The organism is Microbacterium esteraromaticum, from assembly GCF_900163815.1.
GTDB classification, from domain to species: domain Bacteria; phylum Actinomycetota; class Actinomycetes; order Actinomycetales; family Microbacteriaceae; genus Microbacterium; species Microbacterium esteraromaticum_B.
Genome location: NZ_FUKO01000013.1, coordinates 1 through 14,747, shown reverse-complemented (window position 1 = coordinate 14,747; position 14,747 = coordinate 1). Strand labels below are relative to the sequence as shown.

At 61.6% G+C, this 14,747-nt stretch carries 15 protein-coding genes; 9 read left to right on the top strand and 6 right to left on the bottom strand.

Going from position 1 to position 14,747, the window contains the following annotated elements; all coding sequences use genetic code 11:
• Positions 1-29: 29 nt before the first annotated feature.
• Positions 30-524 carry a glutathione peroxidase gene (locus tag FM104_RS04605; RefSeq protein ID WP_087130295.1) on the top strand — a complete coding sequence of 165 codons (495 nt, stop codon included), beginning with the start codon at positions 30-32 and terminating at the stop codon, positions 522-524.
• A gap of 23 nt (positions 525-547) precedes the next feature.
• Here the strand turns inward: FM104_RS04605 and FM104_RS04600 are convergent, their stop codons facing one another.
• Positions 548-1,231, bottom strand: coding sequence for a DsbA family oxidoreductase (locus FM104_RS04600; RefSeq protein ID WP_087130294.1), 684 nt, complete (start codon positions 1,229-1,231; stop codon positions 548-550).
• Between the two features lie 53 nt (positions 1,232-1,284).
• Between FM104_RS04600 and FM104_RS04595 the strand changes: the two genes are divergently transcribed.
• Positions 1,285-1,860, top strand: coding sequence for an AAA family ATPase (locus tag FM104_RS04595; RefSeq protein ID WP_087130293.1), 576 nt, complete (start codon positions 1,285-1,287; stop codon positions 1,858-1,860).
• A gap of 93 nt (positions 1,861-1,953) precedes the next feature.
• Positions 1,954-3,540, top strand: a complete 1,587-nt coding sequence (locus FM104_RS04590) for an HNH endonuclease signature motif containing protein (RefSeq protein WP_143738252.1) — start codon at positions 1,954-1,956, stop codon at positions 3,538-3,540.
• Between the two features lie 297 nt (positions 3,541-3,837).
• On the opposite strand, the gene FM104_RS04585 is transcribed toward FM104_RS04590, so the two are convergent.
• From FM104_RS04585 to FM104_RS04565, 5 genes are all read right to left on the bottom strand, one after another.
• Positions 3,838-4,389 (bottom strand): hypothetical protein, encoded by a 552-nt coding sequence (locus FM104_RS04585; protein WP_143738251.1) that lies wholly within the window; start codon positions 4,387-4,389, stop codon positions 3,838-3,840.
• Positions 4,390-4,513: 124 nt separating this feature from the next.
• Positions 4,514-5,134, bottom strand: coding sequence for a hypothetical protein (locus tag FM104_RS04580; protein WP_143738250.1), 621 nt, complete (start codon positions 5,132-5,134; stop codon positions 4,514-4,516).
• Positions 5,135-5,229: 95 nt separating this feature from the next.
• The gene (locus FM104_RS04575) at positions 5,230-5,733 is read right to left on the bottom strand and encodes a hypothetical protein (RefSeq protein ID WP_143738249.1); all 504 of its coding nucleotides are present in this window, start codon (positions 5,731-5,733) and stop codon (positions 5,230-5,232) included.
• A gap of 651 nt (positions 5,734-6,384) precedes the next feature.
• Entirely contained in the window at positions 6,385-6,843 is a 459-nt protein-coding gene (locus tag FM104_RS04570; protein WP_087130289.1) for a hypothetical protein, read from the bottom strand.
• Between the two features lie 150 nt (positions 6,844-6,993).
• Positions 6,994-7,686 carry a DUF6973 domain-containing protein gene (locus FM104_RS04565; RefSeq protein WP_087130288.1) on the bottom strand — a complete coding sequence of 231 codons (693 nt, stop codon included), beginning with the start codon at positions 7,684-7,686 and terminating at the stop codon, positions 6,994-6,996.
• Between the two features lie 359 nt (positions 7,687-8,045).
• Here FM104_RS04565 and FM104_RS04560 point away from each other — a divergent pair, with 359 nt between their 5' ends.
• The 6 genes from FM104_RS04560 (at position 8,046) to FM104_RS04535 (ending at position 14,371) form a co-directional block, all read left to right on the top strand.
• Positions 8,046-9,734: a Mu transposase C-terminal domain-containing protein gene (locus FM104_RS04560; protein WP_444875229.1), complete on the top strand. Its 1,689-nt coding sequence runs from the start codon at positions 8,046-8,048 to the stop codon at positions 9,732-9,734.
• Positions 9,734-10,651, top strand: a complete 918-nt coding sequence (locus FM104_RS04555) for a TniB family NTP-binding protein (RefSeq protein ID WP_087130286.1) — start codon at positions 9,734-9,736, stop codon at positions 10,649-10,651. The genes FM104_RS04560 and FM104_RS04555 overlap by 1 nt, the downstream gene beginning before the upstream one ends.
• Positions 10,648-11,892 carry a TniQ family protein gene (locus tag FM104_RS04550; RefSeq protein ID WP_087130285.1) on the top strand — a complete coding sequence of 415 codons (1,245 nt, stop codon included), beginning with the start codon at positions 10,648-10,650 and terminating at the stop codon, positions 11,890-11,892. The genes FM104_RS04555 and FM104_RS04550 overlap by 4 nt, the downstream gene beginning before the upstream one ends.
• A 99-nt stretch (positions 11,893-11,991) precedes the next feature.
• Positions 11,992-12,618 (top strand): recombinase family protein, encoded by a 627-nt coding sequence (locus FM104_RS04545; protein WP_087130284.1) that lies wholly within the window; start codon positions 11,992-11,994, stop codon positions 12,616-12,618.
• Between the two features lie 467 nt (positions 12,619-13,085).
• Positions 13,086-13,964: a hypothetical protein gene (locus tag FM104_RS04540; protein ID WP_143738248.1), complete on the top strand. Its 879-nt coding sequence runs from the start codon at positions 13,086-13,088 to the stop codon at positions 13,962-13,964.
• Positions 13,961-14,371 (top strand): GntR family transcriptional regulator, encoded by a 411-nt coding sequence (locus FM104_RS04535; RefSeq protein WP_087130282.1) that lies wholly within the window; start codon positions 13,961-13,963, stop codon positions 14,369-14,371. The genes FM104_RS04540 and FM104_RS04535 overlap by 4 nt, the downstream gene beginning before the upstream one ends.
• Positions 14,372-14,747: the final 376 nt, after the last annotated feature.

The window sequence follows — 14,747 nt, the reverse complement described above, 5'->3', positions numbered from 1 at the left end:
TGAGCCTGCACGGATCTAAGCTGTGGAATATGACTGATTCCGCCATTCGTCAGATTCCTTTTGCCGACGCCTCCGGAGCCGAGCAGACCATCGAAGGTCTGGGTTCCGAGGTCGTTCTCGTGGTGAATGTCGCGTCGAAGTGCGGACTGACCCCGCAGTACGAGCAGCTGGAGCAATTGCAGCGCAAGTACGGTGATCGGGGCTTCAGCGTCGTGGGGTTCCCGTGCAACCAGTTCATGGGTCAGGAACCGGGCTCGATGGAGAAGATCCTCGACTTCTGCTCGACCACCTATGGCGTCACCTTCCCGGTGAACGACAAGGTGAAGGTCAACGGCAAGAACGCGACCGGCCTCTTCAAGGCGCTCAAGGAGACGCCGGATGCTGGCGGCAAGGCCGGGCGCGTGGAGTGGAACTTCGAGAAGTTCCTCATCGCTGCCGACGGCACGGTGACACGGTTCCGTCCCAAGCAGAAGCCGGATTCGCCCGAAGTCGTCGCAGCGATCGAGGCCGCGCTCACCCGCTAGTCGTGAGCGGCGCGGCCGACTGATCATTCAGCTGCTGCAGTGGTCTCCTCATTGCGCTTGGCCCACAGGTCGCGGAGGACGTTCTCGAACGCCTCCGGGGGCTGAGCGCCGGAGATGCCGTACTGACCGTTGATGACGAAGAACGGCACGCCGGTGATTCCGTAGGCACGTGCCTGTTCCTTGTCTGCGGCGACATCGTCGCGGAACTGCCCGCTCGCCATCGCGGTCCGCGCGGCGTCGCGATCGAGGCCGGCTTCGCCTGCCAACTCGGTCAGATCGTCGATCGAGCCGATTCCGCGTCCTTCAGAGAAGTACGCCGACATCAGGCGCTCCTTCATCTCTCCCTGACGGTTCTGCGCTTTCGCGAAATGGATCAGTTCGTGAGCGCGCGCCGTATTCGCGTGCTTCTGCGCGTCGAGATCGTATTCGAGTCCGGCGGCGGATGCTGCAGCGACCACCTGCTGCTGCATCTGCTCCAGCTGCGGGCGGGGCATGCCGCGGTGCTCGATGAAGTAGTCGCCGCTATTGCCCTCGTAATCCAGGGGCGTGTCTGGCGACAGCTCGTAGGAGTGGAATGTCACTGACACCTGCGGCGCGTCGGCATCCGCCGAGACGGCCGCGATGCCCTTCTCGAGGTTTCGCTTGCCGATGTAGCACCACGGGCAGGCGATGTCGGACCAGATATCGATTGAAATGGGTTCGCTCACACTGTCAGCCAACCACGGGAGGCTGGAGCGTATTCCATTGTTAGCATCAACAGATGTTCAGCGCCGATGACCCGCTGCCGTTCGCACCGCAGCGGATCCTCATTGCTGGCGTCTCGGGGTCAGGGAAGACGACGTTCGCCCGACGGGTCGGTGCGGTGCTGAGTCTGCCGACCTATGAGCTGGATGCGCTGCACCATGGTCCCGGGTGGACGCCTCGAGCGGGCTTTCTCGACGACGTTCGTGCGTTCGCCGCCTCGGATACGTGGGTCAGCGAGTGGCAGTACACGTCGAAAGGGGTGAATGACGTTCTGCCCCCGCGTGCTGACCTCGTGGTGTGGCTCGACTATCCGGACCGCGTCGTGCGCGCACGTCTGTGGCGCAGAACGCTGGGCCGCAGCATCCTGCGCCGGGAGCTGTGGAACGGCAACCGCGAGCCGACCCTCTGGCGACTGGCGATGACGACCGCGCCAGAGGAGAACGTCTTGCGCTGGCAGACGCAAACGCTGGGTCGCTGGCGAGAACTGATGCCCGGGTACGAAGGGCGCTTCCCTCATCTCGCGATCGTGCGGCTGCGGCATCCGCGAGAGACCGATCGGTGGCTGGATGCTATGCGGGCGGCATGCGAATGAGCGCATTTTCGGGCCGCTATTCGAACGCCGATTTCGTCTGAAAAGTTCTCCACACCTCTTCCCGCATTCGTAGATATGTTCTATACTGGATGCATGGCCGACGACGCGATCTCCCCTCTTGCCGAGCAGGCCGCTCTGCTCGACGAGTGGCTCGAGGCGCGTCGGCAGATCGCCGTGTGGGAGGCGAAGTCGGCAGATCTTCTGGCTCGCCGGGCTGAGTTGATGGCGTCAGATGTCGCCGACGCTCCCCTGCATCGCGAGACGATCCGACGTTCCATGGTCGCCGAGTATTCGGCCGCGGGTCGGATGGCGAAGGGCAGCATCGAGATCGCGTTCACGGATGCTGACATGCTGCGTACGTCTTTTCCCGCACTGAAGGCGTCCTTCGACGCTGGCACGGTCACTGCCGCGCACGTGCGTGAGATCCTCCGCGCCTCGCACCGCGTCATTCAAGCGGTGAACGAAAGCGCCGTCGAGCCCGACACGCTGCGCCTGTTCGAAGCCGCGGCGCTGGAGTTCGCAGAGACCGAAGCGCCATCCCGCACCCGGGCACACGTCAGAGAGCTTGCTGCAGCGCTTGCGCCGCAGACCGTCACGGAGCGCCACAAGGCTGCGCGAGCGGATCAGTACGTGAGCACTCGTCCTTATGACGACGAACTGACTTTTCTGGTCGCTCTGCTGCCGACCCATCAGGCCGTCGCCATCATGGATCGGCTGTCTCGCATGAGCCGTCATATCAAAGACAGTCCCGAAGATCGCATGCCGACGTTCCTCGAGCACGCTCCGGAAGCGCTGCCCGACGGCACCAACGACAGCCGTGCGATCTTCGGCGTCGACGACACGTACACGATCGACCCGTTCCTCTCTGGTGAGCCGGCGGCTATCGGGTCGTGGGTTCCCGAGGCGGGTCCGCTGGATGACCCGGTCGTCGCTGCAGCGTATGAAGACGCGATGGAGGACATCATCGCCGCCGGGCCGAAGCCGATTGAGATTCCCGCAGACACCCGTGGGATCGATGAAGTTCGCGCGGATCTGCTGAGCGATCTGCTCCTCAGTGCTGCTCCGTCCGACGTGTTCGGCGACGGACTCGAGAATGTCACGGCACGGATTCAGGTCACGGTCGCCGCCAGCACGCTTGCCGGGCTTGATGACAACCCCGCGCAACTCGACGGAAACGGGACACTCGACCCTGATGTTGCGCGGGCACTGGCCGGACGAAACGGTGGATGGACCCGCCTATTCCTCGACACCAAGGGGTTCGTCACAAGGACCGATACTTATTCCCCCACCGCCGGCATGTCCCGGTTCCTGATGGCAAGAGACCAGCACTGCCGTTTCCCCGGCTGCCGTATGCCTGTTCACCGCTGCGAGATCGATCACACGCACGACTATGCGAAGGGTGGCCCGACCTGCATCACCAACCTCGCGCACCTCTGCAAGTCGCATCATGTGTTGAAGCATCCGGATATTCCAGAGGAGCACCGCTGGAACGCAAGACAGCTCCCCGACTGGTCGCTCGAGTGGACCAGCCCGCTGGGGCGCACCTACCGCGATTCGCCACCGCTGCGAGTGATGTTCGTGCCGTCCGAGCCGTCAGAACCCGATTCTGAATCCGCATCCAGCAGCAGAGCGACGCCGGTGCGGTGGGAGACATTGTCGGGAGCGGTTGCGCCGTTCTGAGTGGGTCGGGCCGCGCACCAGACTGTTCCCGCCGAAACGATCATTTTCGGCTGTCTCGTAACTATGGGTGAGTACCTCGAGTTAGCCGGCAGGTTGCGAGACATAGATATGAGACTCGCCGGGACCGCGGTCCTCCCAACAGGTGTCAATGTCCGAAGTCATCGGCACTTCTGTCCGAAGTCCTCAACACTCGTGTGCGTCAGCCGATCGCGCGAGGTGGGGCGACTGTCTCGTATCCCATGGGTTAGGAGACACCGGAGTTACGAGACACTTGGCAGGCTGCGCTCAGAGCGTCCGTTACCCGTCGAATATCCAGGGCTCTCGATACTGGGCACCATCGCCGAGCGCGCTCACGAGTTTCGGGGGGCACGTAAGTTGATCCTCACCGTAATCATGACTCCGACGGAAGTCGGAAAGAGTTCCCGCCTCAAAAGAAACCTCGATCCGATAACAGGTGTAGACCCGAATCGGCCTGGAATCGAACCATCCCGGTATCGAATGATGCTTGTCGATCCCGGACGCGACAAATAGATCGAAGGCTCCATCTTTGTCGCCAGCGTCCATTTGATAGTTGTAAAGGACCGGCGTGCCCTCATCCTCGGAGAAGGAGGGCGCATCTTCCTCTGCGTCCCAGAGGATGGCGGCAGCGGACAGTCGGTCTAGGAGCGCTTCGGGCGTCGGTGCGCTCGTAGTGGGGTCAGTCATGACGCTGTAGACGACACTTTCTGCGGCGTCCAGTTGACGCGACATGGCAGGCTCGACAGGATCTGACGCACTTGAGCACCCCGATACTGATGCGATGACACCCAACGCGGCCAAGGCCAGGGCTGCACGCATCACCAATCTCATGGGGCCAGTATGGCCGCGCTCCCTGAGATACTCCGACAGCCTCGGTATCTGCTGTGTCACACCCCATGGGTTGTGAAACACCGAGGTTACGAGACACACGTGCCCGTCCGGGTTTGCGATTGCGTCAGTCGCCTGCGCTACCGGGAAGGACGTCTCGATCAGGTCTGACCGAGACGCTATCAATACGTGGGTCATTTCTTAGTTGCCTGAAGATGGGTAACTCGGCGGCAACGATCAATGAATCGGGATAGAGCCGGCCGCCCCAAGCGAGCCGGCCTTCCGCATCCCACGCAAACTCCGGGACTCGTCGTCCAGGCCCCACATCCTCAGGTCCTAGATCGGCCTCGAAGTACTCCTCACCGAACACGCGCGTTGTGGCGGCGTTGTCCGGGGTTTCACCATAACCGACCCATCGGAGGCACCGGAGTGCGATATCCCCGATCCCGTCACGGAGCGCGTCAACCGTCGAATCGTCCAGTTCTCCCATGCAGGAGACAAGCCCTCGTACTGAGGGCTGCTCATCAGCTATCGCCCCAGTAGCTTCGAACCAATTCAGCGACGCGGGCTCCTCCTCGACATCGACATACTGTGACCATCGCACTACGTCCCGACCTTGCTCAAGGGCCGGATCTCGAAACGGGAGATACAGGCGCAACATTGGTAGCCCCCTATGCGTCGCCGGGATGAAATCCCTAGCGAACTTTGCCCACCCCGACTGCGCAAATGCATCGTGCTCATGGTCCATGCTGCAAGAGTAGCCAAGGACGATTGCGTCGTAACGCATGGGTTACGAGACACCGAGGTTACGAGACGCCCGTATTCCTTGCGATCCTGATGCGGTTAATCGGGTGTCGAGGACTGGAAGACGGGTACTGTTCCTGCTCGTGAGCGGTTGGAAAGCAGGATCGCCAGGATGCCGAGCCCCAGGGTCGCGGTCAGGAAGCTGAGGGTTCCGAGTGCGGCGATAACGCCAGACATCTCCATAAAGACAGTCGGCGAGGCGACGCCGATCAGCTGTGGCAGGATCCACGCCACTGTCTGGGCACCGAGTACCCAGAGCGGTGCCCAGCACCATGGAGCTGGCACTACGTGGGCGCGAGCTACTTGCATTGCCGCGATCAACCCGACCATCAGCGGCAGCACCATCGATAGGTATTCCCAGAACACCCAGGCGTCAGCCTGCTCGAGATTGTCGGGGCCAGCGAACAGATTAACGAGAGTGTCTGTCAAGGGCCACAAGGCCACGGCGGCCGAGGCCACTATCCCCAGAGGCTTGCGCGCGACGACACTGCCCTCGCGGCTCAAGCCGACGGCCAGAACGAGGATCGCACCAGCCCAGAGCACGTCAGCTAGAAGCGTAAGGACGGTATTCGCCCCGGACACTCCTAGAACCGAGCTACGGATGACGCCAACGACACCGCAAGCGATAAGTCCGATGCCACCCACCAACCATGAAAGTCTGCGCCCGTGCATGACTCCACGCTACCGGCGACTGCCCGCCCGACGAACTGCCGACCGGAGAATCGTTGCCGTCATCCGCGCCTCGACGCCAACCAGAGCGATATCGACCACCGCACTCAATGTCGTCATGGAGCCTCCCAGCCCCCTCTCGCGGCCTTTCGATCTGACAGTTTCGGTGCATCGACGAAGTGATGACCTCGCCAAGGATTCACTGTCTCATAACCCTAGGGTTTCGCGACAAACCACATGAGACACCGGGCCGGGGGAGTGGGTGGCGGTGTGAATCGCACCGCTAGATGTCATGGTTCTCGCGGCGTAGATCGTCAGAGGAGAGGTATCTGTTGTGCGTATTGACGGCTCCCGGGTGGCGCGAGTCCACTCGCTGCCCAGCGGGCACCCTGAGGTGGATCCGGCGACTAGGCCAGTCCCTCTTGGTGGAGCATTCGTGACCGCCGTCCTCTCAACGACGTCGATATGCCCGTGCGATCCGAGCGGCGCGCACACGAATTAGATCGTCGAGCGCCAGGAGCAACGTCAAGTCGACAAGCGCCAGATGTCTGCCTCTCGAGTGAGCTGGAGTGCCTCGCTTGACTGAAACACTGCCCCTGTAGTTGCGTCACCGCTAGCAGCGCAAAGATCGATCGGGCTGCGTGGATACACTCCTATAACTTCGACCTCGCCGCCGACGAGTGCCAAGAGTGAATACTCTCCCTCGTCCAACCCGGGCAGTCGCTTGGCGTCGCTGTTGCTTTCCCACCCGTCACCGAACGCCCCATCGAGGCTATCCACTGTGGCATACGGGCAGGCCAAGACAAACTCGCCCGAGTCTGCCTCAACCGTCACCGCCTCGGAGATCGTGAGCGTTGCAGTGTTCCCGCTGACCTCGAGTCCCGACTCGAGCGAACCGAGGGCCGGCTCAGACGACGCACACCCTGTAAGTAACAGCAGAAGTCCAATGGTGCCGACTCCGCCGGCTGTCAGCTCTTTGTTCATTATTTCCGTCCTCGTGTCTATCCAATGCCGGACCGACGGCCTCAATCGATCGCGGCGGGGCTTGATGTGCTTGAGCCCCGCCGCGTAACGAAGCCACTGGCAGCAAGAGCAGCGCCCGGGAAGAGAGCGGCGTGTCCTGCACGTGGGTCTCTACAGCGTACGCAGGGACCCGTTGTACGAGGCCTGGTAGCAGTACCGTGCAATCGACTCGCGGTCGTTGTACATGTCCCCCACGCGCCTACCAAACGCATTGTTGAAAAGGTCCATGCTCTTTTCCTCGGGTGGTTGCAGGCCGTACCGTGACGCATGGTCCTCGTGGATATCTCCCATCGTTGCTGCGACGGCTGCGTTGAACTCCATCGTCATGAGTCCACTCCAGTAGCAGTGACGGAACGCATCTCCGACGCCGTTGTGGTGCGTGTTTACGGGATAGCTTGCGTTCACCCGCGCGTTCGCAACATTCGCGAGCAGGTTGAGGTCGTGGCAGGTCACTGGACCCAGTGCAGCAATGCATCGTCTAATTTCGTTCTGACTAGGCGTGTAGTCCAGATAGAACGGGGAGACCTCGTTGGCGTCCTGGGGGCTCGACTCGAGCATGAAGTCGCCGCTAGTGAAATCAGTCTGGTACTTGGTGTCAATGAGGGGCAGTAGCTCTGCAAAGTCGTCGTCACTCAGCGCGAGAACTTCGTCCTCGGGCCAGCCTGCACCGTCCAATTCTGCGAACGTGGTTTCAGCGCTGGTAGTGGATTCCGGCGTTGGCGTCGTTTCTGCGGACGCAACGGCAGGGGTCAGAATTGGTAGAGCGACAAGCACGCTGAGCGTGCCGAGTAGAAAGTTCTTCACGTTATCCCTTGGGCTATTGAGCTCCTCCGGTGGGGCTCACCATGTACCAACCTAGCCAATCATGGCCTCTCAAAGTCCACCCAACCTCCCGTGTACATCTGTTGGTAACCCAACGGCCGACCGGGGCGACGCTAGGTCTGCGATGTGGTCGTGTCGCTCTAGCCCAAAACCGACGATCCCGGGAACAGGTCGTCTTCCCACTGCGCCACAAACGACCGTTCGTGAGTCAGTCGCGGGTTGTCAGTGACCGAAGTGATCGGCACAGATGATGGCGTCGTTCAGGGGGCTGTGCGCAGGAGTATGGGGCATTTTCGCGTCACTACTTGTGCGCATGACCCGACATGTTGTCCCATAGTGGTGTGGACGAAGAGCCGGTCAAGGATGACCGAATTTCTGGGCGCGGTCTGCTGACCGTCCCCGATGCGGCGTGGGAACTGGCCGTGGAGCGGGCAGCGGTTATCGGGCCGCTTGCTGAATCCAGCACGGGCGGATACGCCGTCGACGAGGCGGCCACGAAGCTGGGCATTTCTCGGGAGCGCGTCTATTTCTTGATACGGCTGTGGCGTGGCGGTCAAGGCGCGGTGTCTGATCTCGTCCCTGGCCGCTCCAGTGGGGGCCGTGGAGGGGCCCGTCTGCCTGTCGAGGTGGAGACGATCGTTCGGGAGGTGATCCGCAAGCACTATCTGACGCGTCAACGCAAGACGATCGCTGCTGTGCATCGCGAGATCATTCGGATGTGTCGGCTTCGGGGGCTTCCTGCTCCTTCACGTGGTGCGGTTCGGCGTCGCATCGCCATGCTCGATCCCCGGACGGAGACTGTGGGTCGGGAAGGAAGAGAGGCAGCACGCCCATTGCAATCAGCGGGCGGGGATGTCCCTGCGATCGTTGAAGTGTTGGAGCAGGTACAGATCGATCACACTGTGGTGGATCTGATCGTGGTGGACGAGCAGCACCGTCTGCCGATCGGGCGTCCGTATGTGACCGTGGCGATCGACGTGCGTTCACGGAGCATCGTGGGACTGGTGATTACGTTGGAAGCGCCGTCCGCGCTCTCGGTCGGTTTGTGTCTGGCGCACATGCTCACCGACAAACGTGCATCGCTGGAGCGGCTGGGTGTCGAGGTCACGTGGCCGATGTCGGGGAAGCCGCGCGAGCTGTATCTGGACAACGCGTCGGAGTTCAAGAGTGAAGCGCTACGGCGCGGGTGCCAGGAGCACGGGATCGAGTTGAACTATCGGCCTCCAGGGCGTCCGCACTACGGCGGAATCATCGAGCGAGTCATCGGGACGCTGATGGAGATGGTGCACGAGTTGCCGGGCACGACGTTCTCCAACCCTGCTCAGCGCGGAAGCTACGATTCGGACGCCCGAGCCGTCCTGACGGTCACCGAGTTGGAGAAGTGGCTGACCTTGGCGGTCTCCAGCTATCACGGCCAGGTCCACGGCACGACCCGGCAAACCCCACTGGCGCTGTGGACAGCAGGGGTCCAGGAGGCAGTGCCGTCGATGGTCACGGATGCATCCGCGTTCCTGGTGGACTTTTTACCCGTGGTGCGCCGGAAGCTGACACGGACCGGGTTCGTGATCGACCACGTGCACTATTTTCGGAACGGGCTAAAGCCGTGGATCGCGCGCCGTAGCCAGATGGAACGATTCGTGATCCGCCGAGATCCGCGGGACATCAGTCGTATCTGGGTGCTCGATCCCGACGATGGTTCCTATATGCCTGTGCCGTACCGGACGCTGTCGTACCCGGCTGTCAGCGTGTGGGAGCACCGCGCCGCTCTGGAGCGGCTGCGCGCTGAGGGCCGAGAGCAGGTTGACGAAGATACCCTGTTCCGCACGGTCGAGCACATGCGCACGATCACCGAAACTGCAAGCTCCACCACCCGCAAGGCACGTCGTAACGCCGAACGTCGCAAACGGAGCGGAACCGCGGACGAAATCTCTATGACTCGCCCGCCGATTGACCTTCTACCGCCCGAGGGGAATAGCGGACCGGCTACTGAGGACCGCGTGATGCCCTTCGAAGAGATCGAACAGTGGTGATGGACGCGGAAGCCGTGATTGCGGACGCGGACCTCACGCATCTGCATCCCAGCGCGCAACCGATCGCACACCTTCCCGCGGATGAGCGACTCAGACATGTGCGCGCTGACCGATGGATCGGATACTCTCGCGCCTCCGAGGCGCTGGAACGGTTGGAGACTCTGTACGAGTGGCCGAAGAAGCAGCGCATGCCGAACCTGCTGCTGCTAGGGCCGACCAACAACGGCAAGTCGATGATCATCGAGAAGTTCCGCCGTCTCCACCCGCCGATCTCCCATGCCGAGCATGAACAGGTGCCAGTGCTGGCTGTTCAGATGCCTTCTGAGCCGTCAGTTTCCCGGTTCTATGTCGCGCTGCAGGCCGCACTGGGGGCACCGCTCCGCCCGCGACAACGCGTATCGGAAACGGAACAGACAACTCTGTCCCTGTTACGGGCGGTCGGAGTGCGGGTGCTGGTGATTGATGAGCTGCAAAACGTGCTGGCCGGTCGCAGTGACACTCGACGCGAGTTCCTGAACGTACTGCGATTTCTAGGCAACGAGTTGCGCATCCCGTTGGTCGGGGTCGGCACGCGCGAGGCATACATGGCGATCCGATCCGACGACCAACTCGAAAACCGGTTCGAACCGTTCGCCCTACCACGCTGGGAACCGAACGATGAGACGCGCGCGCTACTGGCCAGCTTCGCAGCAGCATTCCCTCTTCGCGATCGCTCGATAATCGACACTGAAGAAATGGCCCGCTACCTCCTCACCCGCAGTGAAGGAACCATAGGAGAACTCACGCGTCTACTCACGGACGCTGCTGTCGCAGCGATCGAGACTGGCGAGGAAGCGATCAACCAACGCACCCTCCTCATCGCGTCATACATCGGCCCCACGGAACGGCGACGTCTGTTCGAGCGCGAACTGCCATGACGCAGCGGTGGCCACTTCATCCGACGCCTGGCCACGGCGAAGCGCTGACCTCGTGGCTTCACAGGCTCGCCATTCCGTACGGGATGCACCTCGACCAGCTCGTCCGCCACGACCTCATCCCACCCGGCGCTCCCGTGCCGGGGTCACTGGACTTGGATGCGCCTTCGGAGCTGATCACGATTCTGGCGGCGCGTACCGGTGTGCCGGTGGAGCAGGTGCGTCGGATGACAATAGCTGGCTGGGTGCCGTGGCTTCTCGATTCGCTCCAGCCTGAACCGGTGCCCGGTGTCGCGTTTGACACGTATGTGCGCCAAGACTCCGTGCTCGTCACGTACAAGGAGCATCCTGACCGAGAAGTGACGAACTGGCGGGCTTGGCTGCCACTCAATTCCAAGAACAGACCGGTCAGCCGCGTGTGCCCGGTCTGTGTCGAGAGCACGACAGCGAGAGCGCTCACGTTTCCGCTGATCGTGCAACTTCCGATCACGCTCACTTGCCCGCGTCACGGTTGCAGGCTCAACGCTGCGTTCGGGCCCTACGCTTTCTTCGGGTGGGAGCACAGTAAGGCGAACGACAGGCCCGCTCCGCGACAGGTCGTCATCCAAGACATACGCACTGAGCAAGCTCTGAGGACCGGCACGGTTGTCTTACCGCGCCGGACAGTCCATGTTGGGGTGTGGTTCCGCCTGCTGCGCACCGTCATCGAGGAACTCTCGATTCCGCTCTCAAAACTTCGAGTCCGCTCACGCCGCGCCATCGAACTCATCTGGCGCACGGCCGGGCACCCTGCTCGTGCTGGCATCGTCGGTGCTGCGCGAATCTACGAGACACTACCCTGGCCGCAGCAAGAGATGTATCTCGAAGCGTCCGCGACAGCTATGCACCTGGTCGGAACCGGAGAGATTAACGCACGCGGCACACTCGGCCACCTCTTGACCCCTGAACCAGATCGCCCAGCGCACGACGGCTTGCCACCGCGCGATATCTGGGACGAGGCGCGAGAAGCGGCGGCCGAAGCGCTCACTCTCGCCCAGCACGATCCGCTTGCCGCAGAGCACATGCTCGCGATCCTGACGAGTCTCACGCGCACCGAGAAGACGTTTCGGAGCATCCGCAGCGACTTGATTGACCTCGACGTTCCCGAAGCTTTCCTTCCACCGACGCTCGCTGCCATGCGTTCACGGAGGACGGCACCGGGTTTGTCACATAACAGCCCAGTAGTCATGGTTCACAAGACATAGAATAAATGACGGGTATTGTGACGATCGAGCCGGTCTGATCCGGATCAAAAGGAATTGTCACCCAAACGGTCGTATACGTGACAACCAAAGGAGATCACATTGCTGGTGGGCTACATGCGCGTCTCGAAAGCCGATGGATCACAGAACACTGATCTGCAACGCGATGCACTCGTCGCCGCGGGCGTTGACGCCGATGCTCTCTATGAAGACCACGCGTCCGGGAAGAAAGATGACCGCCCGCAACTTGTCGCATGCGTCAAAGCTCTCCGCGAAGGGGACACGTTGGTCATCTGGAAGCTTGATCGCCTCGGCCGTGACCTGCGCCATCTGGTGAACGTCGTTCACGATCTGACCCAACGCGGGATCGGATTGAAGGTTCTTACCGGCGAAGGTTCCGCCATCGACACCTCCACATCGTCTGGCAAACTCGTCTTCGGGATATTCGCTGCCCTGGCTGAGTTCGAACGCGAACTCATCCGAGAGCGCACACTCGCTGGCCTGGCCGCCTCTCGCGCCCGAGGCCGTAGAGGCGGCCGGCCCTACAAGATGACCGCGGCGAAGATTCGACTCGCCATGGCCTCCATGGGCCAACCCGATACAACCGTCGGCGACCTCTGCAAAGAACTCGGAGTGAGTCGCCAGACCTTGTATCGACATGTTTCGCCCAGCGGTGACCTGCGCGACGACGGACGCAGAGTGCTAACGCAATCGCAAAGACGCAGGTGACGGAGCACAACGGTCTAACATCCCGTGGCCGGGCCAAGGGCCCACACAACACCGCATCGAGCGTGGCGTCACGGGACGTCCACCTAGGACTGTGCAAAGGACTTCAGACGCTCAGGTGCCATTTGTCGGCCGCACTACGGACTATGTGATTAACCGTGTCGTCGACTTCGGACACTGATATTCCCGCGCCAAATGATAGCTCGTATATGCGTTTTAATTTCACCAGTCGCGGAGCTTGTACTTATGTCCTGCTACAACTTGTGATAGACATGTGGCACAACAAGTGAAGCGGAGACAGCATGTCGCGAAATATCTTCTCGTACGGATTGGCCGAGCTTCTGGGTGCGGCCCTCACATTGCCTGCAGTGTCCTTGCTGCTCGCGTTGATCCTCACTGTGGGCATCGTCACTTTTACGAGGGGATCATCCTCGGATCATCGGCTGGCGAATCTCTCCTATGATGCGGTGATGGCGGTCAACGCTCGGTACACGCGAGAGCGTCGCGCGCTCGGTATCGCTGCGCTTGCGGTGATCTTCATCTTCATGGCTGAGAACATCGTCCGTGGCTACGTCCTGAATATGGCCGATGTCGTCTCATGGTGGCGGTTTGCCCTCCCGGTTTTTGTTGCGTTCGTGGGATTAGGTGTCCTGCTCGCTGTAATCCGCTTCGGAGGGTCGGCACGGCCTGCGCACCCTGCCGTCCTTGGTGCTCGGCGCACCTGGACAAGCTTCGGTCCGCGTGCGGGCCTGGTGGGAGCGGGTGTCGCTGTAGTCGCTCTGTTGGTGACGACGATCACCGCCGGAGTCGCATCATCGCCCGATAGCCGAGGCCGATACATCTATCTTGAAATCCTGATACCGAACGAGTCGATAGACCCGATTCGTCCGTGGTTCTACGGGTGGGCGTACGGGGTGCCTGTCCTCGCTTGTCTCGCCGCTCTGACGGCAGTGACCCTGGTAGCGCTCCACCTCAATGCAGTGCGTCCGTTCCTGCGTCCGGAAACTGCTGGTGTCGAGCAGACTGCTCGTTCGGGTATTGCTGCCGGTGCCGTGCATCTCGCGACTGCCGCGGTGCTGCTCGCACTTGCTGGCGCGTGGCGCTTCATCGCCAGCTCGGGATCTATTTCAGGGCTGGTCGTTCAAGGGGACACACCGCAATCGGGAACCTACGAGGCGGCATGGCGGTACGCAGAGTTCGCTGCCATCGCCGGCTGGCTCGCGCCCGTCGTTGAGATTGGAGGATTCGTGCTGCTGCTTCTGGTCATCCGCCAGCTTCGACGCATGCCGGTCCGCGACCAGTCACCCGCGCTCACCACGCAAACGACCGATTCAGAGGTTGTGCGATGACAACCCAGCCGGTGTTGTCGTCAACCGATGAAACCAGCCCCGCGATCGACATATACCGACAGTTTCGTGGACTCATCGCTTCCGGTCAGCTCGGCGCTGGCGAGCGGCTTCCGACCGTGCGACAAACAGCAAGTGACCTCGGCGTGGCAGCCGGAACTGCGGCGAAAGCATACAAACTCCTCGAGCGAGACGGACTGGTCGTCACCCGCACCGCCGCCGGAACACGGGTCGCCGAATCGGCGGCAATACTCCCTCGTGCCGTCATCCGACACATTCGCGACCTCGTCGCCGCAGCCGACGCCACCGGCGCGAACTCCGACGACGTCATCGATGTGCTGCGCGTCGTCTGGCAAGCATCCTCCGGCTCAAGCATCCAACCAGCAGACGATGGCGAACCACCTGCTTAAACGTCCCCAACGCGCCCAGCACGAGCGCGTTTGTCTCTCGCTGAAGGAGTATCGACGTGAATCCAACACCAATCGACCCGGCCGCAATCTCTTTACCACCCACTCAATCAATCGATATCACGGATCATCTTCCACGCCCCGAACACGTCGCTCGCGATTGAGCGAGTGGCGACGGAAGCGTCAAGTTGCGACTATGTCTCGCAACCCATGGGAAAGGAGACAGCCGCGCCGCCCCGTGGGCGGGCTGGCGGGCGCGGGTGTTGAGGACTTCGGGCAGAAGTGTCGACGACTTCGGACATTGACAATGGTTCGCGAGTTTCTCAGGCTCGGCGATTCTCACAACTATGTCTCACAAGTGATTGACAAGATACGAGTA

Bases quoted from the DNA above. Each gene is read 5' to 3' on its own strand.
- FM104_RS04605 (WP_087130295.1), top strand. From the start codon at position 30: ATGACTGATTCCGCCATTCGTCAGATTCCTTTTGCCGACGCCTCCGGA.
- FM104_RS04595 (WP_087130293.1), top strand. From the start codon at position 1,285: ATGTTCAGCGCCGATGACCCGCTGCCGTTCGCACCGCAGCGGATCCTC.
- FM104_RS04590 (WP_143738252.1), top strand. From the start codon at position 1,954: ATGGCCGACGACGCGATCTCCCCTCTTGCCGAGCAGGCCGCTCTGCTC.
- FM104_RS04585 (WP_143738251.1), bottom strand. From the start codon at position 4,389: ATGAGATTGGTGATGCGTGCAGCCCTGGCCTTGGCCGCGTTGGGTGTC.
- FM104_RS04580 (WP_143738250.1), bottom strand. From the start codon at position 5,134: ATGGACCATGAGCACGATGCATTTGCGCAGTCGGGGTGGGCAAAGTTC.
- FM104_RS04570 (WP_087130289.1), bottom strand. From the start codon at position 6,843: ATGAACAAAGAGCTGACAGCCGGCGGAGTCGGCACCATTGGACTTCTG.
- FM104_RS04555 (WP_087130286.1), top strand. From the start codon at position 9,734: ATGGACGCGGAAGCCGTGATTGCGGACGCGGACCTCACGCATCTGCAT.
- FM104_RS04550 (WP_087130285.1), top strand. From the start codon at position 10,648: ATGACGCAGCGGTGGCCACTTCATCCGACGCCTGGCCACGGCGAAGCG.
- FM104_RS04540 (WP_143738248.1), top strand. From the start codon at position 13,086: ATGGCGGTCAACGCTCGGTACACGCGAGAGCGTCGCGCGCTCGGTATC.
- FM104_RS04535 (WP_087130282.1), top strand. From the start codon at position 13,961: ATGACAACCCAGCCGGTGTTGTCGTCAACCGATGAAACCAGCCCCGCG.